24 protein-coding genes and 1 pseudogene are annotated in these 24,608 nt (G+C 66.7%); 6 read left to right on the forward strand and 19 right to left on the reverse strand.

The features are described from left to right. Positions 1 to 32: 32 nt before the first annotated feature. A complete protein-coding gene (locus tag AB6806_RS02225; protein ID WP_142020440.1) occupies positions 33 to 1,160 on the forward strand; it encodes a ribonucleotide-diphosphate reductase subunit beta in 1,128 nt (375 codons plus the stop codon). A gap of 183 nt (positions 1,161 to 1,343) precedes the next feature. Here AB6806_RS02225 and AB6806_RS02230 read toward each other — a convergent pair whose 3' ends face one another. The 7 genes from AB6806_RS02230 to AB6806_RS02260 all read right to left on the reverse strand — a co-directional run bounded on the left by AB6806_RS02230 (position 1,344) and on the right by AB6806_RS02260 (position 7,875). Further along, positions 1,344 to 2,363 carry a Gfo/Idh/MocA family protein gene (locus AB6806_RS02230; protein WP_142020441.1) on the reverse strand — a complete coding sequence of 340 codons (1,020 nt, stop codon included), beginning with the start codon at positions 2,361 to 2,363 and terminating at the stop codon, positions 1,344 to 1,346. Then, positions 2,363 to 3,265, reverse strand: coding sequence for a sugar phosphate isomerase/epimerase family protein (locus tag AB6806_RS02235; protein ID WP_142020442.1), 903 nt, complete (start codon positions 3,263 to 3,265; stop codon positions 2,363 to 2,365). The genes AB6806_RS02230 and AB6806_RS02235 overlap by 1 nt, the downstream gene beginning before the upstream one ends. After that, positions 3,262 to 4,098 (reverse strand): carbohydrate ABC transporter permease, encoded by an 837-nt coding sequence (locus tag AB6806_RS02240; protein WP_142020443.1) that lies wholly within the window; start codon positions 4,096 to 4,098, stop codon positions 3,262 to 3,264. The genes AB6806_RS02235 and AB6806_RS02240 overlap by 4 nt, the downstream gene beginning before the upstream one ends. Further along, positions 4,095 to 4,994: a carbohydrate ABC transporter permease gene (locus AB6806_RS02245; protein ID WP_142020444.1), complete on the reverse strand. Its 900-nt coding sequence runs from the start codon at positions 4,992 to 4,994 to the stop codon at positions 4,095 to 4,097. Before AB6806_RS02245 ends, AB6806_RS02240 begins: the two co-directional genes overlap by 4 nt. 67 nt (positions 4,995 to 5,061) lie before the next feature. Then, positions 5,062 to 6,282 (reverse strand): ABC transporter substrate-binding protein, encoded by a 1,221-nt coding sequence (locus AB6806_RS02250; protein WP_370954023.1) that lies wholly within the window; start codon positions 6,280 to 6,282, stop codon positions 5,062 to 5,064. Positions 6,283 to 6,304: 22 nt separating this feature from the next. Continuing rightward, entirely contained in the window at positions 6,305 to 7,234 is a 930-nt protein-coding gene (locus AB6806_RS02255) for an alpha/beta hydrolase (protein WP_370954024.1), read from the reverse strand. Beyond that, positions 7,231 to 7,875, reverse strand: a complete 645-nt coding sequence (locus AB6806_RS02260; protein WP_038362567.1) for a GntR family transcriptional regulator — start codon at positions 7,873 to 7,875, stop codon at positions 7,231 to 7,233. Before AB6806_RS02260 ends, AB6806_RS02255 begins: the two co-directional genes overlap by 4 nt. A 90-nt stretch (positions 7,876 to 7,965) precedes the next feature. Between AB6806_RS02260 and AB6806_RS02265 the strand changes: the two genes are divergently transcribed. Continuing rightward, positions 7,966 to 9,090, forward strand: coding sequence for a mandelate racemase/muconate lactonizing enzyme family protein (locus tag AB6806_RS02265; protein ID WP_370954025.1), 1,125 nt, complete (start codon positions 7,966 to 7,968; stop codon positions 9,088 to 9,090). Positions 9,091 to 9,107: 17 nt separating this feature from the next. On the opposite strand, the gene AB6806_RS02270 is transcribed toward AB6806_RS02265, so the two are convergent. The 5 genes from AB6806_RS02270 to AB6806_RS02290 all read right to left on the reverse strand — a co-directional run bounded on the left by AB6806_RS02270 (position 9,108) and on the right by AB6806_RS02290 (position 14,367). Further along, positions 9,108 to 10,136 (reverse strand): ABC transporter substrate-binding protein, encoded by a 1,029-nt coding sequence (locus AB6806_RS02270; RefSeq protein WP_370954026.1) that lies wholly within the window; start codon positions 10,134 to 10,136, stop codon positions 9,108 to 9,110. Positions 10,137 to 10,293: 157 nt separating this feature from the next. Further along, on the reverse strand, positions 10,294 to 11,643 hold the full coding sequence (locus tag AB6806_RS02275) for an LLM class flavin-dependent oxidoreductase (RefSeq protein WP_370954027.1): 1,350 nt from the start codon (positions 11,641 to 11,643) through the stop codon (positions 10,294 to 10,296). A 29-nt stretch (positions 11,644 to 11,672) separates the two neighbouring features. Continuing rightward, positions 11,673 to 12,419, reverse strand: a complete 747-nt coding sequence (locus AB6806_RS02280) for an ABC transporter ATP-binding protein (RefSeq protein ID WP_370954028.1) — start codon at positions 12,417 to 12,419, stop codon at positions 11,673 to 11,675. Then, a complete protein-coding gene (locus AB6806_RS02285) occupies positions 12,416 to 13,273 on the reverse strand; it encodes an ABC transporter permease (RefSeq protein ID WP_370954029.1) in 858 nt (285 codons plus the stop codon). Before AB6806_RS02285 ends, AB6806_RS02280 begins: the two co-directional genes overlap by 4 nt. A 26-nt stretch (positions 13,274 to 13,299) precedes the next feature. Then, entirely contained in the window at positions 13,300 to 14,367 is a 1,068-nt protein-coding gene (locus tag AB6806_RS02290; protein WP_370954030.1) for an ABC transporter substrate-binding protein, read from the reverse strand. A 243-nt stretch (positions 14,368 to 14,610) separates the two neighbouring features. On the opposite strand from AB6806_RS02290, the pseudogene AB6806_RS02295 reads away from it, so the two are divergent. The 4 genes and pseudogenes from AB6806_RS02295 to AB6806_RS02310 all read left to right on the forward strand — a co-directional run. Continuing rightward, a pseudogene (locus tag AB6806_RS02295) lies at positions 14,611 to 14,673 on the forward strand (hypothetical protein); the annotation flags it as partial. 310 nt (positions 14,674 to 14,983) lie between these two features. Beyond that, positions 14,984 to 15,346, forward strand: coding sequence for a MurR/RpiR family transcriptional regulator (locus AB6806_RS02300; RefSeq protein WP_370954031.1), 363 nt, complete (start codon positions 14,984 to 14,986; stop codon positions 15,344 to 15,346). A 173-nt stretch (positions 15,347 to 15,519) separates the two neighbouring features. Beyond that, positions 15,520 to 17,889, forward strand: coding sequence for an Orn/Lys/Arg family decarboxylase (locus AB6806_RS02305; RefSeq protein WP_370954032.1), 2,370 nt, complete (start codon positions 15,520 to 15,522; stop codon positions 17,887 to 17,889). A gap of 15 nt (positions 17,890 to 17,904) precedes the next feature. Continuing rightward, entirely contained in the window at positions 17,905 to 18,444 is a 540-nt protein-coding gene (locus tag AB6806_RS02310) for a GNAT family N-acetyltransferase (protein ID WP_142020454.1), read from the forward strand. 99 nt (positions 18,445 to 18,543) lie between these two features. Here AB6806_RS02310 and AB6806_RS02315 read toward each other — a convergent pair whose 3' ends face one another. From AB6806_RS02315 to AB6806_RS02345, 7 genes are read right to left on the reverse strand one after another with little or no spacing between them, the layout of a single operon-like run. Then, on the reverse strand, positions 18,544 to 19,455 hold the full coding sequence (locus AB6806_RS02315) for a homocysteine S-methyltransferase family protein (RefSeq protein WP_142020455.1): 912 nt from the start codon (positions 19,453 to 19,455) through the stop codon (positions 18,544 to 18,546). After that, positions 19,452 to 20,174, reverse strand: coding sequence for a GntR family transcriptional regulator (locus AB6806_RS02320; protein ID WP_185747798.1), 723 nt, complete (start codon positions 20,172 to 20,174; stop codon positions 19,452 to 19,454). The genes AB6806_RS02315 and AB6806_RS02320 overlap by 4 nt, the downstream gene beginning before the upstream one ends. A gap of 10 nt (positions 20,175 to 20,184) precedes the next feature. Next, positions 20,185 to 20,958: an ABC transporter ATP-binding protein gene (locus AB6806_RS02325; RefSeq protein WP_142020457.1), complete on the reverse strand. Its 774-nt coding sequence runs from the start codon at positions 20,956 to 20,958 to the stop codon at positions 20,185 to 20,187. After that, positions 20,955 to 21,656, reverse strand: coding sequence for an ABC transporter permease (locus AB6806_RS02330; RefSeq protein WP_142020458.1), 702 nt, complete (start codon positions 21,654 to 21,656; stop codon positions 20,955 to 20,957). Before AB6806_RS02330 ends, AB6806_RS02325 begins: the two co-directional genes overlap by 4 nt. A gap of 2 nt (positions 21,657 to 21,658) precedes the next feature. Continuing rightward, complete coding sequence (locus AB6806_RS02335; protein WP_142020459.1) at positions 21,659 to 22,384, reverse strand: ABC transporter permease; 726 nt, start codon at positions 22,382 to 22,384, stop codon at positions 21,659 to 21,661. A 19-nt stretch (positions 22,385 to 22,403) separates the two neighbouring features. Continuing rightward, positions 22,404 to 23,270 carry a transporter substrate-binding domain-containing protein gene (locus tag AB6806_RS02340; protein ID WP_038361954.1) on the reverse strand — a complete coding sequence of 289 codons (867 nt, stop codon included), beginning with the start codon at positions 23,268 to 23,270 and terminating at the stop codon, positions 22,404 to 22,406. Between the two features lie 36 nt (positions 23,271 to 23,306). Beyond that, positions 23,307 to 24,497: a M20 metallopeptidase family protein gene (locus tag AB6806_RS02345; protein ID WP_370954033.1), complete on the reverse strand. Its 1,191-nt coding sequence runs from the start codon at positions 24,495 to 24,497 to the stop codon at positions 23,307 to 23,309. Positions 24,498 to 24,608 lie beyond the last annotated feature (111 nt).

Below are 24,608 nucleotides of genomic sequence, written 5' to 3' on the forward strand. Positions count from 1 at the left end.
CCGCGCCCTCAGATCAAGAACGGAATATCCCCATGCTCGACTGGTCCGACACCAAGCCGGCGCCCCCGGCCAACCCCGCCATCCTGACCAATCCTCCTCCCGCCGCCGACGCCACCGGCCTCGGCGCGATCGACCGCAATGGCGGGCGCGTCACCGTCGACGAGAAGCGCATGATCAATGCGCGCGCCGACGTGAACCAGCTTCTGCCGCTCAAATACAAATGGGCCTGGGAAAAGTACCTCTCCGGCTGCAACAACCACTGGATGCCGACCGAGGTCTCGATGCAGGCCGACATCGCCCTGTGGAAGTCGAAGGACGGCCTCAGCGAGGACGAGCGGCGCATGCTCAAGCGCAATCTCGGCTTCTTCGCGGCGTCCGAATCTCTCGTCGCCAACAACATCGTGCTGGCGATCTACCGACACCTGACCAACCCGGAATGCCGGCAGTATCTGCTGCGGCAGGCCTTCGAGGAGGCGATCCACACCCATACATTCCAGTACATCGTCGAGAGCCTCGGCCTTGACGAGGGCGAGTTGTTCAACATGTACCGCGAAGTGCCCTCGATCACCGACAAGGCGGCCTGGGCGCTGAAGCACACCCAGAGCATCGAGAATCCGGACTTCAAGACGGGAACGCCGGAGAGTGACCAGGCGCTGCTGCGTGACCTGATCACCTTCTACGTGATCTTCGAGGGGATGTGGTTCTACACCGGCTTCGCGCAGATCCTGTCACTCGGCCGGCGCAACAAGATGGTGGGGATCGCCGAGCAGTACCAGTACATCCTGCGCGACGAGTCGATCCATCTGAACTTCGGCATCGACGTGATCAACCAGATCAAGATCGAGAACCCGCATCTCTGGACCAAGGCCTTCCAGGACGAGATCCGCGGCATGCTGCGGGAAGCCGCAGAGCTTGAGGCTGCCTATGGCCGCGATACGATGCCGCGCGGCTTCCTCGGCCTGAACGCGGCGCTCTGCGAGCAATACATGCACTTCATCGCCAACCGCCGCTGCGCCCAGCTGGGCCTGCCGCCGGTCTTCGGCGAGACCGAGAACCCGTTCCCCTGGATGAGCGAGGCGATGGACCTGAAGAAGGAGAAGAACTTCTTCGAGACCCGCGTCATCGAATACCAGAACGGCGGCGCGCTGAACTGGGAGTGAGCCGGTGACAGGGATACCGCTCACCACGCGCCGGTCATCGACCCCTGGCAGGCAGAAACGAATGACCTATCACGGCTCTTTCCAGACACCGTGAATCGCATCTCAGGCCAAATGATTCGGCCCTGAGCCTAGCGATGGAGAGCTGTCGGCCCCGGACATTGCCCCTTCATGTCCGGGCATCGATCACCGATGCGCATCGGCTTCGGCGGAAGCGATGGCCTGTTCGAGGAGGGCGAGCGCCCGTGCGCCCGCCGCCGCATCGGGAAAGTCCAGTGTCTCGCCGCGCGCCGCCCGCACGAAATCGCCGAGGATCGCGTGATAGCCCTTGTGGTCCTCGTTGGCGGCGACCGTGAAATTGGGCTCCCAGACCAGCGTATCTTCGCCGTCGACAAGGCTGGCGTCGGGGCGCGACACCTTGAAGGGAGGGCTGCGGAAGTAGCGAACCTCATGCAGGTTGCGCACCTCGACGCGGCGATGGTCGCCCATCACCTGCCACCATTCCATCGGCGTACCGCGCGACTGATGCGTCCCCATGACGAGCGTGCCGATGCCGCCGTTGCGGAAGCGGAAATCGACATGGAGCAGCAGCTTGCCGGGTTCCAGCTCGTGCCGGCGTGCGCCGACCGTCGCGACCTCGCCCATCAGATGGGGGATCAGGTCGAAATAATGCACGCAGTGATGCAGATAGAAGCCGGTATAGTCGACATCCCCCGCGAAGTAGGTCGGCGCCGTCATGTACTGGCCGAGGAAGCTCGCGGTTTCCCCGAATTCCGGGGTGTGGATGACATTGGCCGCGATGCGATTGGCGGTGGAATACCGCTTCATGAAACCGACGACGACCGGAACGCCTCGGGCCTTGGCGGCATCCGCCAGCTCCTGCGCTTGCCGCGAGGTCGCGGCCGGCGGCTTCTCGATGAACAGCGGCAATCCCCGCGCGATCGCGGCGAGGCCGACTTCATGATGCTGTCGCGGACCCATGGCGAGGCCGACGGCGTCGATATCCGTGCGGGCGAGCAAAGCGCGCCAGTCGCTCAGTTGGTTCTCGGGCGCGACACCGTAGCGCCGGCCAGTGGAGGCGAGGTTGTCGGGCGAGATGTCGCAGATCGCCTGCAGGACGACGTCGTGCCGTGTGACCTGCGGCAGCAGCATCTCATTGGCATGGGTGCCGCAGCCGATCCAGCCGAGGCGCAAGGGGGATGTCATCACGCAATTCCCTTCGTCGTCGCGAGCCGGTCGGCGAAGGCGAGCGTCGCCTTGAGATAGTCGATGCTGGCCTTGAGCTCCGCATCCTCGTTCCGGGTGGGCGCGCGCCATTGCGCCAGCGTCACGCCTGCCGCCTCGTCGTCGCGCCGGAACGGCTCCAGCACGATCGGGCCCTGATAGCCGGAGGCCGCAAGCGCCCGTGCGATCGACGGCCAGTCGATATGGCCCGAGCCGACGAAGCCGCGATTGTTCTCGTTCGCCTGGAAATGCACCAGCCGCGATCCCGCCAGCCGGATCGAGGCGGCGAGATCGTATTCCTCCATGTTCATGTGGAAGGTGTCGAGCATCACGCCGACGGCAGGTGAGGCGACGGCCTCGACATAATCCAGCGCATGGCGGCAGGTGTTGCACATGTCGGTCTCGAACCGGTTCAGGGGCTCGACGCCGAGGACGACGCCCTTGTCGGCGGCGCGTTTCGCGGCCTGCGTCAGTCCGCGTACGACGGCATCGACCCGCCGGCGGCGCTCGGCCGGCTCGACCGGCTGCGGCGCCCGGCCGGCGAAGACGAGCGGCGCGCCATAGAGCGGCCCGCCGACGATTCCCGCCCCCAACGCGGCAGCGATGTCGACGCATTGCTCGAGATAGGCGATGCCGGCTGCATGCGCGGCCGGGTCGGCGCTGGCGAGATCGCGGGTCAGGTTCACCCGCGCCGCCAGTACGATCGAGAGGCCGGCATCGGTGGCGGCGGCCTTCGTCTCGGCAAGGTCGAGCTCGCCCGGCTCCGGCACCAGCAGTTCGACCACATCGGCCCCGGCCTGCTTCATGCGCCGGAAGGTGGGGAAATGCTCGCGCCCGAAGGGGCGCGCGTAGAACATCGAGATCACCCCGATCGCATTGGTCATGATTTGACTGCTCCTGCCGTCAGCCCGCCGACGAGCCGCTTCTGCACAAAAAGGAAAAGGATGGTGACGGGCAAAGCGATGATCGTGCCGCCCGCGGTGAGGACGCCCCACTGCACCGTGAATTCGCCGATGAACAATTGCAGCGCGACGGTCACCGGCCTGACCGTCTCGCCCGACAGCATCATCGCGAACAGATATTCGTTCCACGAGGTGATGAAGACGTAGATCGCCGTCGTGACGATGCCGGGCATCACCAGCGGCAGCACCACCAGCCGGATCGTCTGCAAGCGGGACGCGCCATCGATCGTCGCCGCCTCGTCGAGGTCTTTGGGGATCGCGTTGAAGTAGCTGACCAGCATCCAGATCGAGAACGGGATCGAGAAGGTCGAATGGCCGATGATGACGCCGAGGAAGGTGTCGATCAGCCCGAGCGTCCGCATCAGCACGAAGAGCGGGATGATCAGCAGCACGATCGGGAACATGTTGATGACGAGGAAGCTCGTCATCAACATCCGTCGCCCGGCGAAGCGGAAGCGCGAGAACGAATAGGCGGCCGGCACGCTGGCTGCCAGCCCCAGCACGACGGCGCCGCAGGCGATGACGAGGCTGTTCAGCAGGTTGACCGGGAAGCTCGTGCGCTGGATCAGCGTTTGATAGTGCTCGAAGGTCGTGCTGCTCGGCAGGTAGCGCACCGGGAACTGCGAGAGGTCCGCATTCGGCTTGATCGAGGTCAGCAGCATCCAGACGAACGGTGCCAGCGCGAAGGCGAGCACCAGCAGGACGGGGATTTCGACCTGGATCAGATTGCGGGCGAAGGAACGGCGCCGGATCATCGCTCCATCTCCCCGGCCTGGCGGCGGACATAGAGCCAGACGATGCCGAGCAGGATCGCCGTCAGCATCAGCGAGAGCGAGGCGGCATAGCCGAATTCCATGCCGGTATAGGCGCGCAGGAAGGCGTAGAGCGGCAGCGTATGCGTGGCATATCCCGGCCCGCCGCCAGTCATCACCAGGATGACGTCGAGCGAATTGGCGACCCAGATGATGCGCAGCAGTACGGCCGTGGTGACGATGCCGGCGATCGAGGGCAGGGTGACGTGGACGAACTGGCGCCAGGGGCTGGCGCCGTCGATCTCGGCCGCCTCGTAGAGTTCTCCCGGCACGGTCTGCAAACCCGCGAGGATGGTGACGGTGAAGAACGGAAAGCCCTGCCAGACCAGCGCCAGCATGATGCAGGCCAGCGCCGTGGAGGGCTGGGCGAGCCAGGGATGCGGGGCCGAGATCAGGCCGAGGCGCAGCAGGATGTCGTTGAAGACGCCGAGATTGAAGTCGTAGATCCAGGTCCACATCAGGCCGATGATCACGCTCGGCAGCGCCCAGGGGATGATGACGAGCGCGCGCGCCATGCCGCGCCACCAGAAGCTCTGGTTGAGCAGCAGCGCTGCCACGAGACCCAGCAGGAGCTGGAGCGACACGATGCCCGCGACCCAGATCGCAGAGTTCAGTAGCGCGATCCAGAAGACCTCGTCCGAGAGCGCGGTCGCGAAATTCCGCAGGCCGACGAAGCGGAAATTGTCGGGGTCGTAGAGAATGTAGTCGTGCAGGCTGTACCAGGCCGTCTGCAGGACCGGAAACAGGATGACCAGCGCCGTCACCAACAGTGCCGGCAGCAGGAAACCATAGGGTGTCGCCGCGCGAAGCATCGCGCTGCTCGCCGTCGTCTTGTTCATGGCCTCGTCCCTGTAGATCGATGGCTGGCGCCGGGTTTGGCCCGGCGCCGCGCGATGCGATCCGGCCTCAGCCGTGGAAGGTCTGCTCGACCGCCTTCATGAGATCGTCGGGATTCATCCCGCCGGTCAGCGCCCTCTGCAGGTTGGTGGGCAGGACGCGGCCGACGAAATCCGGCGTCTTCACATGGTCGGGGAGGGGCTTTGCGATCGGCAGGGAGGCGTCGCTCGCCTCGACGAAGCGCTTGGGATGCACGGTCCAGCTCTTCGCATCCGAGATGGTGATCGGCAGCTGGCCGCTGAGCTTGGCCTGCTCTGCATTGTTCTCGGCGCTCGACAGGAAGCTGATCCAGCGGAAGGCCGCCTCCTTGTTCTTGCTGCCTGCGAAGATGGCGTTGGACTCGTCGCCAAAATAGGTCCAGCCGCGGCCATCCGGCCCGCGCGGCACCGGCACGGCCGAGACCTTGTCGCCGAGCGCCCCAACGATCTCCGCGACCGAGCCGATATGGTGGATCGCCATCCCGGTCCGGCCGGCCTTGAAGGCATCGACGATCTGGCGGAAGGCGTCGGTCGGCGCCGAGGGCGGCGCGACCTTGTGCTTCACGGCGAGGTCGACGAACCAGCGATTGGCCGCGAGCGCCTTCTCCGTGACCATCCCGCCCTTGTCGAAGCTGGCGCCGCCGCCCAGCACGAACGGCCCCCAATTGTCATGGCAGCCGGCGCCGCCGCGCATCCCGTAGCCGTAGATGCCGTCCTTGGTCAGCGCCTTGGCGGCTGTGAGGAAGTCGTCGAAGCTCTTGGGCGGCTGAAGCCCGGCCTGCTGAAGCAGGTCCTGCCGGTAATAGAGATAGATCACGACGTAGTGCAGCGGCATGTAGTACTGCTTGCCGTCGGGCGAGCGGTTGATTGTCCAGACGTCGTCGGAAATGTCGCTGCGGCCTTTCCAATTGGCGAGGAAGCCGTCGAGCGGCTCCAGCGCCTTCATCTGCGAGAAGCGCGAGAGATAGGACAGGCGCACCATGGCGCAGTCGGGCTGGTTGCCGGCGACCAGGGCCGAGAAGGTGCGGTTGATATAGTCGGTGCCGCCGCCCCAGGGGATCGGCTCGGCCTGGATCTTGATGTCCGGGTTCTCCGCTTCGAACTTCGCGACGAGGCTGGCTGGCGTGTTCTGCGGATTGTCGTAATGATACCACCAGCGCACCGTCGCCTTGCCTTGGGCAATGGCTGGTCTGGTGGCCTCGAAGGAGAGCGCGGCCGCTCCCGCGAGTTTCATGAAAGTCCTGCGTTCCATGACGTTCACTCCCTGAATTTTTTTATAGTCGTTCGGTGATGTAGGCGGCTCCGGCGTCGATCATGGCCAGCGCCGGAGCGAGTTTGCAGCTCATGCGCAGGCAGCCATGGATGACGCCGGGTACATGGTCGTGGCGGAAGGCGACGCCCGCTGCCGCGAGGCGATCCGCCAGACGGATGGTGTCGTCGACCAGCGGGTCGAGCCCGCCGACTGTCAGGTAAAGCGGCGGCAATCCGCGGAGGTCGGCATGCAGCGGCGCGGCGAGCGCCGGAGGGGCGTCGAAGGCCGCGCCGAGGTAGTTGTGCCAGTACCAGCGCATATTCGCTGTGGTCAGGATGTATCCCTCGCCGAAGCGCGCATGGCTGCCGGTTTCGAAGTCGGGGGCGTAGCAGCCATAGAACAGGGCGGCTGCGGTGGGGAGGGCAAGCCCGGCATCGCGGCGATGGATCATGGCCGCAAGCGCAAGCGTCGCACCGGCCGAGTCTCCGGCAAGCGCCCAACGCCGCGCATCGACATCGGAGCCGAGTTCGCCGCTGAGCCCGAAGGCGATGGCGCCGAGCGTATCCTCCAGCGGGATCGGGTAGGGATGCTCCGGCGCGAGGCGATAGTCGAAGCCGAAGACGGCGCAGCCCGACGCCGCCGCGAGGGTCCGCATCGTGCCGTCATGGGTGTCGACCGAGCCGAAGGTCCAGCCGCCGCCATGAACGTAGACGATGACCGGCAGGGCGGTTCCGGGCTTGGGATGATAGAGCCGCCCCCGCAGTGAAGTGCCGTCGATCCGCACCGCGATATCGCGCGCCGGTAGGTCGGGCGCGCCTTCGTTCCAGGCGATGGAGCCGGCATCGGCGGAGGCGCGGGCCTCCGCGATCGGCAGGGTCTTGAAATCGACGCCCGGCGCCGCCGCGAAACCGGCGAGGATGCGAGCCATCTGCGGATCGACGAAGGCGCTCACGCGGCCACCTCGTCGCCGCCTTGAATGACGATCGTATCGATATGGGAGCCGAGCGCTGCGGCGAGCCCGCTTCCATCGCCGGCAGCGAGGCGCTCGTAGAGAATGTCGTGGCGTCGCGCCGTCTCGATCAGCGGGCGGCGATGCTCCGGCGCCCAGAGCTTGTAGCGGTTCGAGTGCATGATGCAGCGTGCCAGGATCTGCCCGAGGGCATCGAGGCCGGAGAGCCGGAACAAAGCGAGGTGGAAATCCTTGTCCGCCTCGATGACACGGTATTCGTCGCCCTCCGCGGCGGCTTCCATCATCGCTGCCAGGATGCCGCGCAGGTCGTCGAGCGCCCGTCCATCGGCATGCAGCGCCGCCTTCAGCGCGCCGCGCGTCTCGATGCGGCGGCGCAGCGCCAGCATCTCGTCGGCTTCCTCTTCCGTCAGCCGGGTCACGATCGTCCGTCGCCCCGAGCGGACGACGAGCCCATCCTCCTGCAGGCGCAGCAGCGCCTCGCGGATCGGGCCCTGGCTGCAGCCGATCTCATGGGCGAGGCCGAGCTCGGTCAGGACCGTCTCCGGGGTCAGTTCGTTCAGGATGATCCGCCGTTTGACGATGCCATAGACCAGGTCGGACGGGCGGCTGAGCTTCGGAATCAAGGCGAGCGCCTCGCTGGACAAGGTCTGTCGATATGAATATCGATATCATTATCGATAATGATGTCAACGCGGGTTGTCGCAGGGAAGCCGATGCATCACAGGATTCGGAAGATCGACGTCCACCTCGTCTCCGCCCCGGTCCTCGGCGGCTTCGCGGACGCGACGCGCAAGGTCGAGACGATCGGCTTCGTGATCGTCCGCATCACGACGGATCAGGGACTGGAGGGGATCGGCGTCACCTATCACGAGGTCGGCGGCGAGGCGACCTGCGAGCTGATCAACCGCAACATGACGCCCAGGCTGATCGGCCGCGATCCGCTCGAAACCGAGGCGATCTGGCAGGAGTTCTTCCACTATCTGCGCGGGGTCGGCCGCAAGGGGCTGATGTATTGCGCCCTCAGCGCCGTCGACATCGCGCTCTGGGATCTCAAGGGCAAGATCGTCGATCTCCCCCTCTACAAGCTGCTCGGCGGGGACCGGACCAAGGTGCCGGTCTATGCCAGCGGCGGCTGGACCTCCTATTCCGACGACCAGCTCGTTGACGAGATCAAGGGCATGGTCGCGCGCGGCTTCACGACCGTGAAGTTCAAGGTCGGCTTCGACGGCGGCTGCAATCCCAGGCGCGATGCCGAGCGCGTCCGCAAGGTCCGCGAGGCGGTCGGCCCCGGCATCAACCTCATGGTCGACGCGAATAATTCCTTCGATGCGGCGACGGCCGTGCAGCTCGCCAACCGCATTCGCGAATACGATATCTTCCTGTTCGAGGAACCTGTCTTCGCCGACGACATTCCCGGGCTCGCCCGCTTCAAGCGCGGCACCGACATCCCGCTGGCGACGGGCGAGCACGAATACACCAAGTTCGGCGTCAGGGACCTGCTCATGCACGACGCTGCGGACATCGTGCAGGTCGATGGCGCGCGGGCCGGCGGCTATACCGAGATGCTGAAATGCGCCGCCCTGACTCAGGCCTGGAACGTCAAATTCGCGCCGCATGCGATGGAGAACCTCCATCTGCATCTCGTCGCCGCCGTGCCGAACGCGCTCTTCCTCGAGCGCCTGCTGATGTTCGAGGACATCACCGCACAGGTCTTCGACGGCGCGCCGCTGCCGATCGACGGCCATATGCATGTGCCGGACCTGCCGGGCCTGGGCCTCAAGCTCAACATGGATTTCATCCGGGAGCGGGACGAAACCTCGCCGGCGAGCCATGCTTGATCAGGATCTCGGATCGCTCAGCGGGTTGGTGAGGATCGCACCCCGCGTTCGTAGAGAGCCTGATTGAACAAGCCGTCCAGGGCCGGTGCCTGAGGGAAGTCGCCGAGCTCCACCTGATAGGCGAGCAGCGCCTCGGTCGCCTTGCGGATCTGGGCGGGGTCGTTGACGAAGCTCACGGCCGGCGAGACGAGCGCCTTCGCGATCGTCGATTCCGCGACCAGGTCGCCGCCGAGCACGGCCAGCACGAACGGGGCGACCTTGGCCGGCTCCTTGCGAATCCGTTCGGTCGCTTGATGGAAAAGCCCGACGAAGCGTTCGGCCACCTCAGGGCGATTTTTGACGAGGGCGCCCGAGGCGGCAACGACGACGCCGGGAATGTTCGGGAACATGTCCGGGGAGTTGACGATGCGCTTGATGCGCGGATCGCGTTCGGAAACCAGCGTCGCCGAGGGTTCGAGCAGCGTGCCGCCGTCGATGGCGCCGGTCAGCATCGCCTGCTGAACGACCTCGATGCCCATATTGACGATCTCGACATCGGACCGCTCGACCTTGCCGATTGTCCAGAGCCAGTGGTGAAGCGCGACCGTCGGCACGCCGCCCGGCGGAAGCGTGCCGAGCTTGGCCTTGCGGCCTGTTGCGGCGCGGAACGCCGCGAAAGCCTTCGCGGGATCGTCGGCGTTCTCGGCAAAAGCCTTGGCGAGGGCCGGGCCGGCCACGAAGGCCGTACCGCCGACCGCCGCGGCTGCGATCACGGATGCGTCGAGGCCGCGGGAGCGGGCGACCGCAACCGGCGCGACGCCGATGACCAGGATATCGATCGTGCCGGACGCAAAGGCCTGGATGGCATTCGGGCCGGAATCGAACTTGGTGAGCTTGAGCTCGAGGCCGGCATCGCGTGCCGATCCGTCGCCGGCAAGGACGAACAGGGCGCTCGCCCCGATGACCGGCACGTAGCCGATGCGCAGCGCCGTGCTCTCGGCGAGGCCCGGCCTGATCCCGGCGACGGAGCCGGCCGCCAGCGCAAGCAGGGTTCTACGATCGATCATCTCAGGCTCCGCCTCCGCGCGGCCTCACATAAGAGCGCGCATCCGCGTTATGTCACCGGATGGGAGGTGATTGCTTCCAAATCGCGAGGCTGCGGGAGAACGAAACCAGCGCGTGAGCGTGCGATGCGGAAACGGGCTTCCCGCCCGGGGGCTCCGCTCAGGCGGAGCGCTTCACCGGCTCGGCCGGGTCGAACTGGCTCTGAACCGGGTCGAGGCCCAGCCGGTCGCGCAGCGTCCCGTCGCCATATTCGCTTCGGAACAGCCCGCGCCTGCGCAGCAGCGGCACGACCTCGCTCGCAAAGATATCGAATTGCGTCGGCAGGATCGGCGGCATGACGTTGAAGCCGTCGGCCGCGCCGGACACGAACCACTCCTCGATGATATCCGCGATCTGCTCCGGCGTCCCGGTCGCGGTGAAGTGGCCGCGCGCGCCGGCGAGGCTGTGCAGCAGGCCGCGCAATGTTGGCCGCTCGCGGGCGACGAGTGCGGTGATCGACTGCGCCCGGCTGCGCGAAGCCTGGACCTGCGACGGATCGGGAAAATCCTCCACCGACAGAACGTCGTCGAGCTTGAGATGCGAGAAGTCATGGCCGCCGAAGCGGCTCGACAGCCTGGCGAGCCCGACGCTCGGATGGGAGAGCTCATTCAGCTCTTCCCAGACCCGTTTCGCCTCCGCCTCGGTCGAGCCGATCGCGGCGCTGAGGCCGGGCAGGATGACGATCTGATCCGGGCCCCGCCCCAATGCCCGCGCCTGGGTCTTGATGTCGGCATAGAATTCGATCGCGCTGTCCTTGTTGAGATGCGCGGTGAAGATCGCTTCGGCATAGCGCGCGGCGAAGGCGCGGCCGTCCTTCGACGCGCCGGCCTGAACGAAGACCGGGCGGCCTTGCGGCGAACGCGGGATGTTGAGCGCCCCTGCCACGCTGAAATGGCTGCCGCGATGCGCGGCGCGCCGGACGCGATCAGGAAGGGCGTAGGTGCCGCTGTCGCGGTCATCGACGATGGCGTCCCTCGCCCAGCTGTCCCAGAGCTTGGAGACGGCCTCGACGAAGTCGTGCGCGCGTGCATAGCGCTGGTCGATGCCGACCTGAGCCTCCTGGCCGAAATTGACGGCGGCGCCCGGCGCCCAGGAGGTCACGATGTTCCAGCCGATCCGGCCACCGCTGAGATGGTCCAGCGAGGCGAACTGGCGGGCGAGGTTGTAGGGCTCGTTATAGGTGGTCGATGCCGTGGCGATCAGCCCGATCTGGCTTGTCAACGCCGCAAGAGCCCCGAGCAGCGTGACCGGCTCCAGCTCCCCGCGCGCCGCATGGGCGAGCTCGTCGCCGAGCGCGAGCTGGTCGGCGAAGAAGATCGAGTCGAGCTTCGCCGCCTCTGCCGCAAGAGCGAGATCGCGGTAATAGGAGAGATCGCTCAACGCCTTCGTCGTCGAGGCGGGGTGGCGCCAGGCCGTTTCGTGGTGGCCGCGGCCGTTGATGAAGAGGTTGAGGTGAAGTTCGCGTGCCATGGCGGATCGATCCTGTCGGATATGGGTCACTAGACGGCATCGGAGACGCCGAGCGCCGCGAGCAGATCGCCGCGCAAGGCTTCGAAATGAGGGTCCTTGAGGCGCGGATGCGCCAGGGCGACCGGGCGGTCGACGACGATGCGGCCGGCCTCCATGACCAGGACGCGGTCGGCGAGCTTGATCGCCTCGTCGACGTCATGCGTGACCAGCAGGACCGTCGGCCGGTGCTGGCGGATCAGGCGGAAGAGCAATTCATGCATCCTGATCCGCGTCAGGGCGTCGAGTGCGCCGAAGGGCTCGTCGGCCAGCAGCAGGCGCGGCTGGCGCACCAGCGAGCGCGCCAGCGCCACCCGCTGCTGTTCGCCGCCGGAGAGCGCATTCGGCCAGGCGTCCTCGCGCCCGCCGAGTCCGACATCGGCAAGCGCGGCGCGGCCGCGCTCATCCGCGTCAGCCCCGCGCAGGCCGAAGACGACGTTCTGCAGCGCGTTCTTCCAGGGCAGCAGCCGGGAGTCCTGAAACAGGACCGAGCGATCTTCCGGCACGCTGATCCGGCCTTCGCCGTCGACGCCATCGTCGAGGCCCGCCAGGGCGCGCAGCAATGTGCTCTTGCCCGAGCCACTCTTGCCGATCAGCGCGACGAACTCACCCGGCGCGAAGTCGAGCGAAACCTCGCTCAGCACGGTTCGGCTTGAAAAGCGGCGCGTGACGCCGCGCAGGCTGACGGCGGCAGGCGCATGGCCTCGCGGCAGGTGGAGCGGATGGGCCGAGGCGTTCATGATGCCAGCGCCTTGCGATAGGACAGCGCCTTGCGCTCCCAGAACCTGACCGCGAAATCCGAGCCGAGGCCGAGGATGGCATAGATCGCAAGGCCGACGACGATGACATCGGTCTGGCCATAGTCGCGGGCGCGGTTCATCAGATAGCCGATGCCCTCGGTGGTGTTGATCTGCTCGAGCACGACGAGCGCCGTCCAGCAGGTGGTGACGGCGAGCCTCAGGCCGGTGAAGAAGCCGGGCAGGGCGCCGGGCAGCGCGACCTCGCGCAGGAAGGCGCCGCGGGACAACCCGACGCTGCGGGCAAGCTCGACATGGCGGATATCGATGCCCGTGAGCGCAGCATGGGTGTTGATGTAGATCGGGACGAGCACGCTGGAGGCGATCAGCGCGACCTTCATCGCCTCGCCGATGCCGAGCCAGAGAATGGCGAGCGGGATCAGCGCCAGCGTCGGCACGGCCCGCTTGATCTGGACGAGCCCGTCGAGCGAGGCTTCGCCGATGCGGCTGAGACCGGCGGCGAGCGCCATCCCAAGGCCGAGCGCGACGCCGATGCCGAGGCCGAGATAGGCCCGCTGGGCCGAGGCGAGGAAATGGTCGGCCAGCGTGCCGTTGCTCAGGAGCTCGATGCCGGTCAGGACGGCCGTCGACGGCGCCGCCAGGAATTTTGGCGAGAGCCAGCCGATCCTCGAGGCGAGTTCCCAGATCGCGACCAATGCGACCGGCCCGAACAGGATGCCGCCCCGCGGCAGGCGCGACGGCGCCAGTTGCGGCGGCCGCGCTGCTTGCGTTCCGACAGGATGCCTTTCGGTTTCCGCGCTGGGCTGGAAGCCGGTGGCATAGGTGATGAGACTCATGGCGTCCATCCGTCTCGGCCAGGGTGTCAGTTGGTCTTGGCGGCGATGATCTCGTCGAAGCGCAGATCGAATTCCTCGCGCGCATCGAGTCGCTTCGGCAGGTCGCCGGCCTCGTGGATCACGTCGATCAACGATTGCTGTTTCGCGATCAGGCTGGCCAGCAGCGGAAACTGGAACTCGCCTTCGGACTCGACGATCTTGCGGGCATCGGCCGGTTTCAGGTTCTGGCGCTTGACGTAGTAGGCCTCGACCCAGGCATCGACGTTCTGGTGCGACCAGCGGCTGGCATCGATCCAGCCCGCCACGAATTCACGGATCGCCGCCGCCTTCGCCGGGTCGTCGAGGGCCTTCTGGCTGGCGTAGAGATAGGTCAGGCTCTTGGGCAGCCGGTCGTTCTGAGCCTTCGGCAGCGCGCTTGCGCCGCGATCGGCGAAGTCGGCGAGATAGCGCGAGAAATGCGGCTCGTTGAGCGCCGCGACGTCGACCTGGCCAGTCCTGATCGCATCGGGGAAGTCGGCGGCCCGAAGCGGCACGAGCTTGACGTCCTTGCGTGTCAGCCCGGCGAGCTTGAGCGCATTCAGCACGAAGGGCTGGCGTCCGGTGCCCTCGCCATAGGCGATGCTCTTGCCCTTCAGCTCTTCCAGGCTGTCGATCTTCAGGCCGGGACGGACGGCGAGGAAGTAATCGGTCTCGGAGGAGACGCGCGCGGCGATGATCGGGATCTTCTCGCCGGCGGCATGCGCCTGGATCGGCGGCGTGTTGCCGACGGTGGCGAGGTCGAGCGCGCCGGCCCGGAAGGCTTCGAGGATCGCCGGACCGCCGAGGAAATTGGCATAGGTTACGTTGCTCGAGAGCTTCGCCTGCACGCCCGAGGCGCGGATCAGCGTCTGCAGCGCCTCGTTCTGATCGGCCGCCACCAGCTTCGTCCCGGCGGGGATCTGCTGGGGAAGCGCCCCCTGAGCCGCTGCGTCGCGAGCGGCAGAGGGAATGAACGGCAGCAGCAGCGACAGCTTCAGCAGCGCGCGGCGGCTCGCTTCGAAGTGCTTGGAGTGCCCCGTCGTGCCGGCCATGGTCGTCACCTTCTGCAAATTCACGGTCGTCGGCGACCAGCGCCGGACTCCCCAAATCTTGCAAAAGGATCGTTTGTTAAGTCAAACGAATGTTCTTTTTAAGATACAACGCAAAGACGAAGAACCTTCCAACGCCGTGATGCCTTCCAGGAAGGAATGCCTCGTTCAGCCTGATGCTGGGCCTGCGGGCGGACGCCACCATGATGCGCGCGGCCCATCGCATGGGTTCGCCCTATGAATGGGCCTTGCGGCAATGACCTGACCGCCATGTCAGTCACGGAAGTGGCCGAACGGGCGGAGGCGAGCGAGGGCAGCGTGATCTCGCTCTGCCGCCAGCTCGGCGCGCGCGGCTTCCAGCAGGTTAAGATCGCATTGGCGCGCGACCTGGTGCAGCCGGTGCAGTTCATCCACGAGGATCTCGCCCGCACCGACGACACCGGGACGGTGATCGAGAAGGTCTTCCGCAGCGATCTGCAGGCGCTGCACGACACCATGAAGGTGCTCGACAGGGGGCGATGGAGCGCGCGGTCGCGGCGATCCGCAAGGCGCGCCGCGTCGAGCTCTACGGCATCGGCAGCGCCGCCCGATCGCGGAGGACGCCAATTACCGGCTCCTGCGCGTCGGCGTCGAATCCAAGGTCGTGGTCGATTCGCATGTGCAGGCGATCAGTGCCTCGCTGACCGGCCCCGATGTCGCGACGATCACGATCTCGCATTCGGGCTCGACGCACGAGACCGTCACCGCGACCAGGCTCGCGCGAGAAGCCGGGGCGATGACGATCTGCATCACCAATTTCGGCAAGTCGCCGCTGCTCGCCTATGCCGACATCGTCCTCAACACCATGGCGCGCGAGACCCAGTTCCGCACCGAGGCGATGACGAGCCGCATCGCCCAGCTCGCCATCATCGACGCCCTGATCGCCTGCCTGTCGCTGGCCGATTATGACAAGGCCGTCGCGACGATCGGCAAGACCTTCGACGTGCTCTCGACCAAGCGGTTCTAGTCGTCCGGATCGGTCCCGCGGCAAACTGTTCTGGCGGCATCGAGACGCCCATCCTGGAAACTCGTTCTCCGGCCCGCGGGGCGCCCGCCCGCTGCGGCTTTGGCCGGAGCGGCAGTCGCCGAATTGTCGTAAAACTCACCCAATGCTGCGGGTTCATGCTCAGCGGAGCCGGTATGGACTATTTCAGGCGCTTCACCTTCCTGTTCGCAACGCCGAACTTCGATGCCGAGGATCTCGAAGGGATCCGCTTCCATCAGATCGTCGAGGAGATCGAGCGATCGGGCTTCGAGGTCGTCAAGGCGCGAAAGCTCGAAGATGCCGAGATCGCGGTCCAGACCGATGCCGCCATCGGCTGCATGGTGGTCGACTGGGGCAAGAAGGGGCTGGAGGGCAAGACGGCCGCGCTGATCAACCTGATGCGCCGGCGCGGCCTCGACTTCCCCATCATCCTGCTGATCCGCCGCAAGCGCTTCGAGGACGTGCCGGTCGAGGTGCTCGACTTCATCGACGGCTATATCTTTCTTTCGGAGGAAACCCCGCCCTTCATCGCCAAGAGCCTGATCAGCCGGCTGAAGCAATATGCCGACACGCTGAAGACGCCGTTTTTCGGCGCTCTCGTCGATTATGCCGAGGAGGGGAACCATCTCTGGACCTGCCCGGGCCATAATGGCGGCGTGTTCTACAGCCGCAGCCCGATCGGCCGGGTGTTCATGGAGCATCTCGGCGAGGCGGTCTTCCGCGACGATCTCGACAATTCCGTGCTCGATCTCGGCGACCTCCTGACCCATGAAGGCCCGGCGCTCAAGGCGCAGAAGGAAGCGGCCCAGATCTTCGGGGCGGAGAAGACCTATTTTGTCCTCAACGGTACCTCGACCTCGAACAAGGTCGCGCTCGCCGCGCTGGTCACCGATGGCGACCTCGTCCTGTTCGACCGCAACAACCACAAGGCCGCCCATCACGGCGCGCTGCTGATCGCCGGCGGCATTCCGGTCTACATCCCCACAGTGCGCAATGCCTGGGGGCTGATCGGCCCGATGCGCTGGGAGAGCTTCGACGAGGAGGCGCTGCGCGAGCGCATCCGCACCAATCCGCTGGTCAAGGATCCGGATGCCTGGAAGAAGCCGCGCCCGTTCCGCGTCGCCGTGGTCGAGCAATGCACCTATGACGGCACGATCCACAGCGCGCAGATGATCCTCGATAAGATCGGGCATCTCTGCGAGTACATCCTCTTCGACGAGGCCTGGGCCGGCTTCATGAAGTTCCACCCGCTCTATGCCGGTCGCTTCGCCATGGGGCTGACGGGGCTGGGGCCGGAGTCGCCCGGCATCATCGCGACGCAATCGACCCACAAGCAGCTCGCGAGCTTCAGCCAGGCCTCGCAGATCCATATCAAGGACAGGCACATCAAGGGCCAGAAGCGTCGGGTCGAGCATCGACGCTTCAATGAGAGCTTCATGCAATACGCCTCGACCTCGCCCTTCTATCCACTGTTCGCCTCGCTCGATGTCGGTGCGCAGATGATGAAGGGCCGCTCCGGCGAGGTGCTTTGGGACGATACGATCCGGCTCGGCATCGAGCTGCGCAAGAAGATCCGGGCCGTGCGACGCGAATTCGAGGAGAAAGAGGTCCGGCCCGAGCGGCGCTGGTTCTTCGAGCCCTTCGTGCCGGATCGGGTCAGCATCGCCGATGCTGCGCGCGAGGGTGCTGTCCACGACGTCGCCTGGGAGATGGTCTCTACCGACCAGCTCGCCAGCAATCCTGCCTATTGGCAGCTCGCGGCGGATGCGAGCTGGCACGGCTTCACGCGGATGGAGCCGGGCTTCGCCATGACGGACCCCAACAAGCTGACCTTGCTGACCCCCGGCTTCGACCGCGAGACCGGCGCCTATGCCGAGCATGGCATCCCCGCGCCGATCGTCGCGCAGTTCCTGCGCGAGAATCGGATCGTCGCCGAGAAGAACGATCTGAACTCGCTGCTTTTCTTACTCACGCCCGGCGTCGAGGCCAGCAAGGCCGGCACGCTGATCAGCGGGCTCGTCGCCTTCAAGAAGCTGCATGACGACAACGCCCTGCTGGAAGACGCGATTCCGGAATTCTACCGGCGCCGGCCCGGCCGCTATGGCAACGTGCGGCTGCGCGATCTCTGCGGCGATATGCATCGCTTCTTCCGCGACCATGACGTCAGCGGGCTGCAGAGCCGACAGTTCTCGCCCGAGCACCTGCCGGAGATGGCGATGTCACCGCATGACGCGGCGCGCTGCCTGACGCGCAACGATGTCGACTATCTCCCCATCGACGCCATCGCCGGGCGGATCGCGACGACGCCCTTCGTCGTCTACCCGCCCGGCATCGCTACCATCGTGCCGGGCGAGCGGCTGACCGAGCGGGCCAAGCCGATGATCGATTATCTCAAGATGTTCGAAGCCTGCTTCAATGCCTTCCCCGGCTTCGAGGTCGAGATCCAGGGCATCTACCGCGAGGTCGATGCCGCCGGGCAGGTGCGGCTCCATACCTATGTCGTCAGCGAGCAGGCGCAGGGCTGAGGATCGCGACGACGCATGGAAACCGACCGCCCCGTCATCATCCGCCCCTCGCGCGACGACGATGTCGAGCCCATGCTGGCGATTTATCGCCGGCATATCCGCCACGGCATCGAGGCCGGCGTCGAGGATACCGGCACGCCGCAGCCGGACGATCTGCGCGACCGGCGCAAGAACCTGCGCAACCGCAAGCTGCCGCATCTGGTGGCGACCCGCGGCGGCGAGGTCGTGGGCTATGCCTATGTCGTGCTGTTCCGCAAGCGGCCGGCCTACCGCTTCACGGTGAAGCACTCGATCTACGTCCACCACGAGCATCTCGGGCACGGCATCGGGCGGCTGCTGATGCAGGCGCTGATCGACGCCTGCGCCGCCGCCGGCTTCCGCCAGATGATCGGCTATATCGACGCGGAGAACAGCACGTCGCTGGCATTGCACGAGCGCTTCGGCTTCACCCGGGTCGGCCTGTTGCCGGGCGTCGCCTATCGCTATGGTCGCTGGGCCGACAGCGTCATGATGCAGCGCTCGCTCGGCGCGGGCGCCACGCAGCCGATCCCGTAGCCCCTGTCCGCGAATTCGGTCGGAAAGCCATCATTCGCGCAGCAGTGGGGAATTTCTCCCGTCGCGCGTGCTGTGGAACACCGCTCACCGCATGGAAGCTCAATCGGCGCGGAACGCGCGGTGGAGCTCGCAAATGGAATCCGGTCCGATGCCGCAGCACCCGCCGATGATCCGGGCGCCGCGGCGGTGCCAGTCCCGCCCGAAGTCGCGATAGCGAAGCGGCACGATATCCTCGCGCAGGTCGCTCAGCCCCTCATTTGCTGCAGCTTCCCCGGTCTTCTCGGGGAAGGCGTTGGCGTAGACGCCGATCGGGATTCCACCCTCTCCAAGAACGTCATGTGCGAGCGCGACGGCCGGTCCCATCACCTCCGGCTGGCTGCAATTGAACAGCACGGCGGCGGCGCCGGCAGCGCGGACCGCCGCGACGGCCTCGGCGACGCCTTCGCCCGAACGGAGGGCGGGGGCCTCTCCGGCAGTGCCATCGTCCTGCAGTGTGAAGGAAACCCAGATCGGCTTGCCGGTTGGGCGCACGGCCGCGCAAGCCGCGAGCGCCTCGGCGATGCAGCTTTGTGTTTCGGCGAGGAAATGGTCGACGGATGGCAGCAGGGCATCCACCAGCACCGCCAGCATGGCCGGGGCCCGCGCGGGATCGAACAGATCGGGGCGGTAGGAGCCGAACAGCGGCGGTAGCGATCCTGCCACGGTGATCTTGCGGCCGCTGCGCTGCGCCTCCTCGTCCGCGGCGCGGCGCGCCAATTCGCCCGACAGGGCGGCAAGCCTCGCGCCGTCCTGCGCGAAGCGCTCCTCGCCGATATGGAACGGCACCACCGCATAGCTGTTGGTGGTGATGACTTCGGCACCCGCCTCGATGAAGGCGCGGTGCGCTGCCAGCACGGTCTCCGGCGCCTCCATCAGCGCCAGCGCCGACCATTCCGGCTGCCGGAAGGGCGCACCCATCCGCTTCAGCTCGCGCCCCATGCCGCCGTCGAGGACGACCACCTTGTCCGTCATGCCTGATCGCTCTTCTTGAATTCGTCTTCGGCCCCTGCGCCGCTCGCCGCGACCAGGGCATGCTGCCCCTCCAGATCGGCGGCGAGGCTGGGCGCGATATGCGCACGCACGGCACGCTCGGCCTCATCCGGGCTACCGTGCATCACGCCCTCGAACAGCCCGCGATGATCGGCTTCCAGCGGAAAGCGCGCGGGCCAATGCGTCTCGGACCAGCGGTAGAGCCACTCCATCTTCGTCGACAGGGCGTTGTAGCGCTTGATCAGGTGGCGATGGCCCGTCGCATCGACAATCGCCCTGTGGAAGCCGAGATCGGCCGCGACGCGATCATCGACCGACCCGGTTTCCGCCGGCGCCAGCCGCGCGAAGGCGGCGGCAATCAGGCTTTTGGGCTGCGCCTCGCCGCGCTCGGCGAGAATGCGGGCCGCCAGACCTTCCATCGCCTCGCGCAAGGTATAGATCTCCCAGATCACCTGGGCGTTGAGGCTGGGGACGCGCCAGTTCGAATAGGGCGCCCGGACCACCAGCTCGTCGGCCTCGAGAGCGAACAGCGCGGTGCGCACCGTCCCGCGCCCGACGCCGAGCCGCCCTGCCAGCGCGATTTCCGTCAGCACCTCGTCGGGGGCCAGGCGGCCGCGGACGATCTCGTCGCGCAGGCGCCGCATCGCCATGTCGGCGAGGCTGAGCCGTTCGATCGGTTGCTGGTCGTCCGTCAGGGGCACGGTGCGGTCCTCATTGTCCGCCGCGTTGCATGCCGACGAAGCGGCGGCAGCGCTCGGATTGCGGGTCGAGAAAAACCTGCTCGGGTGGGCCCTGTTCCTCGACGCGACCATCCTGGAGATAGATGGCGTGGTTCGAGACCTCGCGCGCGAAGGTCATCTCATGGGTCACGATCAGCATCGTGCGGCCTTCCTCGGCCAGCGCGCGGATGACGCGCAGCACCTCGCCGACCAGTTCCGGGTCGAGAGCCGAGGTCGGCTCGTCGAAGAGCAGCGCGCGCGGCCGCATCGCAAGCGCGCGCGCAATCGCGACGCGCTGCTGCTGGCCGCCGGAGAGATGGGCGGGCCAGGCGTCGAACTTGTCGGCGAGCCCGACCTTGGCGAGCATCGCCTCAGCCTCCTCGCGGCATTCCGCGCGCAGCCGCCCCTGGACGTGGAGCGGCACCTCCATGACGTTCTGCAGCGCCGTCATATGGGGCCAGAGATTGAAGCTCTGGAAGACGAAGCCGAGCTGGCCGCGCAGCCTGCGGACGGTCTGCCGCTCCGCACGGGAGAAGCGATGCCCCGCATCCCTGATGCGGATCTGCGCATCGCCGACGCTGACCTCGCCCTGGTCCGGGATCTCCAGCAGGGGGATGCAGCGCAGCAGCGTGCTCTTGCCCGAGCCGCTGGCACCGATGATGGCGATCACGTCGCCGTCCCGGGCGGCGAGATCGATCCCGCGCAGCACCTCCTGGCCGCCAAAGCTCTTTCGGATGTCGGTCAGCTTGACCGTGATCGGCGTCATGCCACGCTCCGTGCGTCGGTCGGTCGGCGATAGGGGGAGAGATGCTGCTCGAGCAGATCCACCGCCCGCGCGATCACCGTCACCAGGACGAGATAGATCGCTGCCGCGCACAGGAAGATCTCGATGGCGCGGTAGGTTTCGGAGACCTCCGCACGCGCGATGCCGGTGATCTCCATCAGCGTCACGACGCTGGCGAGCGAGGTCGCCTTGACCATGCTCGTGATCTCCGCGCCATAGGCGGGCAGCGCCTGCCGGAAGGCGAGGGGCAGCACGATCCGGCGCAGCATGGTCAGCCGCGTCATGCCGGAAACGCGAGCCGCCTCGATCGCCCCGGAAGGCACCGCGCGAAGACCGCCGCGCAGGATTTCCGAAGTGTAGGCCGCATCGTTCAGCATCAGGGCGAGGACGGCGCAGACATAAGGCTCGCGCAGCAGCGGCCAGAGCAGCGAGTGGCGCACCGCCGAGAACTGGGCGAGCCCGTAATAGATCAGGAAGATCTGGATCAGCAGCGGCGTGCCGCGGAAGATGTAGACGTAGAAATCGGCGACCCGCGCCCCGAGCCAGGAGGTGGCGCGCAGGCCCGACAGCCCGAGCGCGATCAGGCCGCCGCCGAGCAACGACAGGACCGCCAGCAGCAATGTCAGCGGCAGGCCGGCGAGCAGCTTGGGAAAGATCTGGGCGATGAAGGCGAGATCCATCGCTAGCTCCCGGTTCTCGCCGCGGCCTGCCCCCGCATGGAGCGCCATTCGGCGATGCGGAAGAGGAACCCGGAGATCGTCGTGATGGCGAGATAGATCGCACCGCCGGCGAGGAAGAACAGGAAGGGCAATTCGGTCGAGTTCGCCGCCACCGTGACGGCGCGCAACGTCTCGACCAGCCCGGTGACCGAGACCAGCGCGGATTCCTTGATGACCGACTGCCATTGGTTGCCGAGGCCGGGCAGCGCGGTACGCAGGGCCAGCGGCGCGATGATGCGCCGGAACATCGTCCAGCGGCCCATGCCGGTGACGCGCGCCGCCTCGAGCGTTCCGGGCGCGATGGCATGGAAGGCGCCGCGCAGGACTTCCGCCTGCGTGGCGCCGGAGAGCAGGCCGATCGCCAGGCAGCCCGCCGCGAAGCCGCTGATCTCGACGGGGCCGACATGCCCGAATTGCTTGGCGACCACCGAGGCGATCTGCCGGCCGCCGAAATAGAACAGGTAGATGACGAGCAGGTCGGGAATGCCGCGCATCACCACGCCATAGCCCTGCGCGAGGCGCCGGATCGGCGCGGAGCCGGCGATCCGCGCCCAGGCGCAGAGCGTGCCCAGGCCGAGCCCGAGCGCGAAGGCGCAGGCCGATACGGCGAGCGTCATCAGCCCGCCGTTCAGCAGCGCGTGCCCCCAGCCCTCCGGGCCGAAGCCCAGCAATGTCAGGCTGTCGTCCATCCCGTTCGGCTCGCCCGCGTCAGCTCGCGGGCGTGATGTCCATCTCGAACCACTTCAGCGCCAGCTTCTTGAGCGTGCCGTCGTCGATGGTCGACTTCAGCGCCTTGTCGAACATCTCCTTCAGCTCCGGATCGCCCTTGCGCAGGCCGACCGCGGATCCGACGCCCAGAAGGCCGCCCGTGAAAAGATAGCCGGACTGGATCATCTCGCCATTCGACTTCTTCGCGCTCGCCTGGATGTTGATCTGGGAGGCCATCACCGCATCGACGCGGCCGCTCTTCAGGTCCAGGAAGGTATCCGGCCCGGACGGATAGGTGCGGACGGTCACCACGTCCTTGAAATAGCGGTTGAGGACGTCGTTCTGGATCGTGGCGACCTGTACCGCGACGGTCTTGCCGGTCAGCGCTTTCGCCAGTTCGTCGATCGCCGTCTTGGCGGCGGCCTCATCCGTGAAGGGGACACGTGGCGCGCCCGTTCCGGGCAGCGACTTGATGCTGCCCTCCTTCATGATCGCGAAGCCCGAGCCGGCCGAGGCGTAGGGGCGGGAGAAGGCGATGACCTCCTCGCGCTTCGGCGTGATCGAAACGGCGTCCATGATGGCGTCGTATTTGCCGTCGGTGAGCCCGGCGATCATGCCGTCCCAGGCCTGCGCGATCATCTCGCACTTGACGCCCATGCGGGTCGACAGCTCCTGCAGGAGGTCGGGCTCGAAGCCGATCAGGCGGCCGTCGGGAGCGTGCATGTTGTAGGGAGGAAACGCGCCTTCGGTGGCGACGCGGATGAGCTTCCATTCCTTGGCCGTGGCGGAACGGGGCGCTGCGCCCAGAGCGAGGCCGGCTGCGGCGCCGAGGCCGAGCTTCAGGAAGTCAGAGCGGGTGATCGTCATGGCGAATCTCCGGTGCCGTAGCGAATGCGGGCGGGATCAGGACAGGATGTCGAGAGCGGTGCGGGCGAGCGCGGCGACGCCCAGGCCGATGCTGCGCTCGTCCGGCTGGTAGTCAGAATTGTGGACCCGGTCGTCGCGGCCGGGCTGCGACGAGCCGACCAGCAATTGGCAGGACGGAATGCGCTCCGAGAAATAGGAGAAATCCTCGGCGCCGAAGCGCCCTTCGAGCTGCTCGACCTTGTCGGCGCCGAATTGCTCGGACACCGACCGGATCACCGCATCGACGACGCCGTCATCGTTGATCAGGGCGGGCGCCCCGCGCTTGTAGTTGATCTCGCAGGTGACGCCCATCGCCGCGGCGACGCCGTCGCAGATCCGCCGGAAGCTGGCTTCCATCGTGTCGCGGCTCTCGGGCGAGCGGCAGCGGACCGTGCCCTGGAACAGACAGCTGTCGGGGATGATGTTGTGCGTCGAGCCGCCCTGGATGTGGCCGACGGTGAGCACCGCAGATCGCGACGGGTCCATGACGCGCGAAATCGCCGTCTGCAGCTGCATGATCATCGCGGAAGCGGCGACGATCGGATCGAGCGCGGAATGCGGGCGCGCCGCATGGCCCGATTTTCCACGCACGATCACGTCGAATTCGTCGCTCGATGCCGTGGAGGCCCCCCGGACATAGCCGAAGCGCCCCACCGCCATCTCGGGCCGGTTGTGGAAGGCCAGCGCGATGGCGGCACCATCGGCAGCGCCGTCCGCGACCATCGCGGCGGCGCCGCTCTCCACTGTTTCCTCGGCCGGCTGGAACACCAGCCTGACGCTGCCGCGCAGCTTGGGCGCCATGGCCTGCAGGACAGAGCCGACACCGAGCAGCGTGGCGGTGTGAATGTCATGGCCGCAGGCATGCATCGTCCCGGGGATGGTGCTGGCGAAGGGCAGCCCCGTCAGCTCCTCCATCGGCAGCGCATCCATGTCGGCGCGGATCAGCAGGCAGGGGCCCGGAGCGCCGCCTGCGATCTCGGCCACGACGCCGGTGCGCCCGACGCCGCGCCGCGGCGAGAGCCCGATCCGCTCCAGCTCCTGCGCGACGATTTCCGCGGTCCTGACGGTCTCGAACCCGATTTCCGGATGGGCATGGATGTCGCGGCGGATGGCGATCAATTGCGGTTCGATCGCCGCGACATGGCGCTCGATGTCGAGAGTGGGGTCGTTCGGGCGGTCGGGAGACATAAGAAGCTCTGACGGACGATAAGCGGCGCCGGAACCTCGCACAGATCCTTAGCCCTCGCAATCGGACCGAGGATCGACAATCGACAATAGCTTACTAAAATGCGGGCCCGC

The sequence above is a fragment of the Allobosea sp. RCC_152_1 genome, assembly GCF_041360765.1.
In the GTDB taxonomy this organism is placed as follows: Bacteria; Pseudomonadota; Alphaproteobacteria; order Rhizobiales; family Beijerinckiaceae; genus Allobosea; species Allobosea spartocytisi.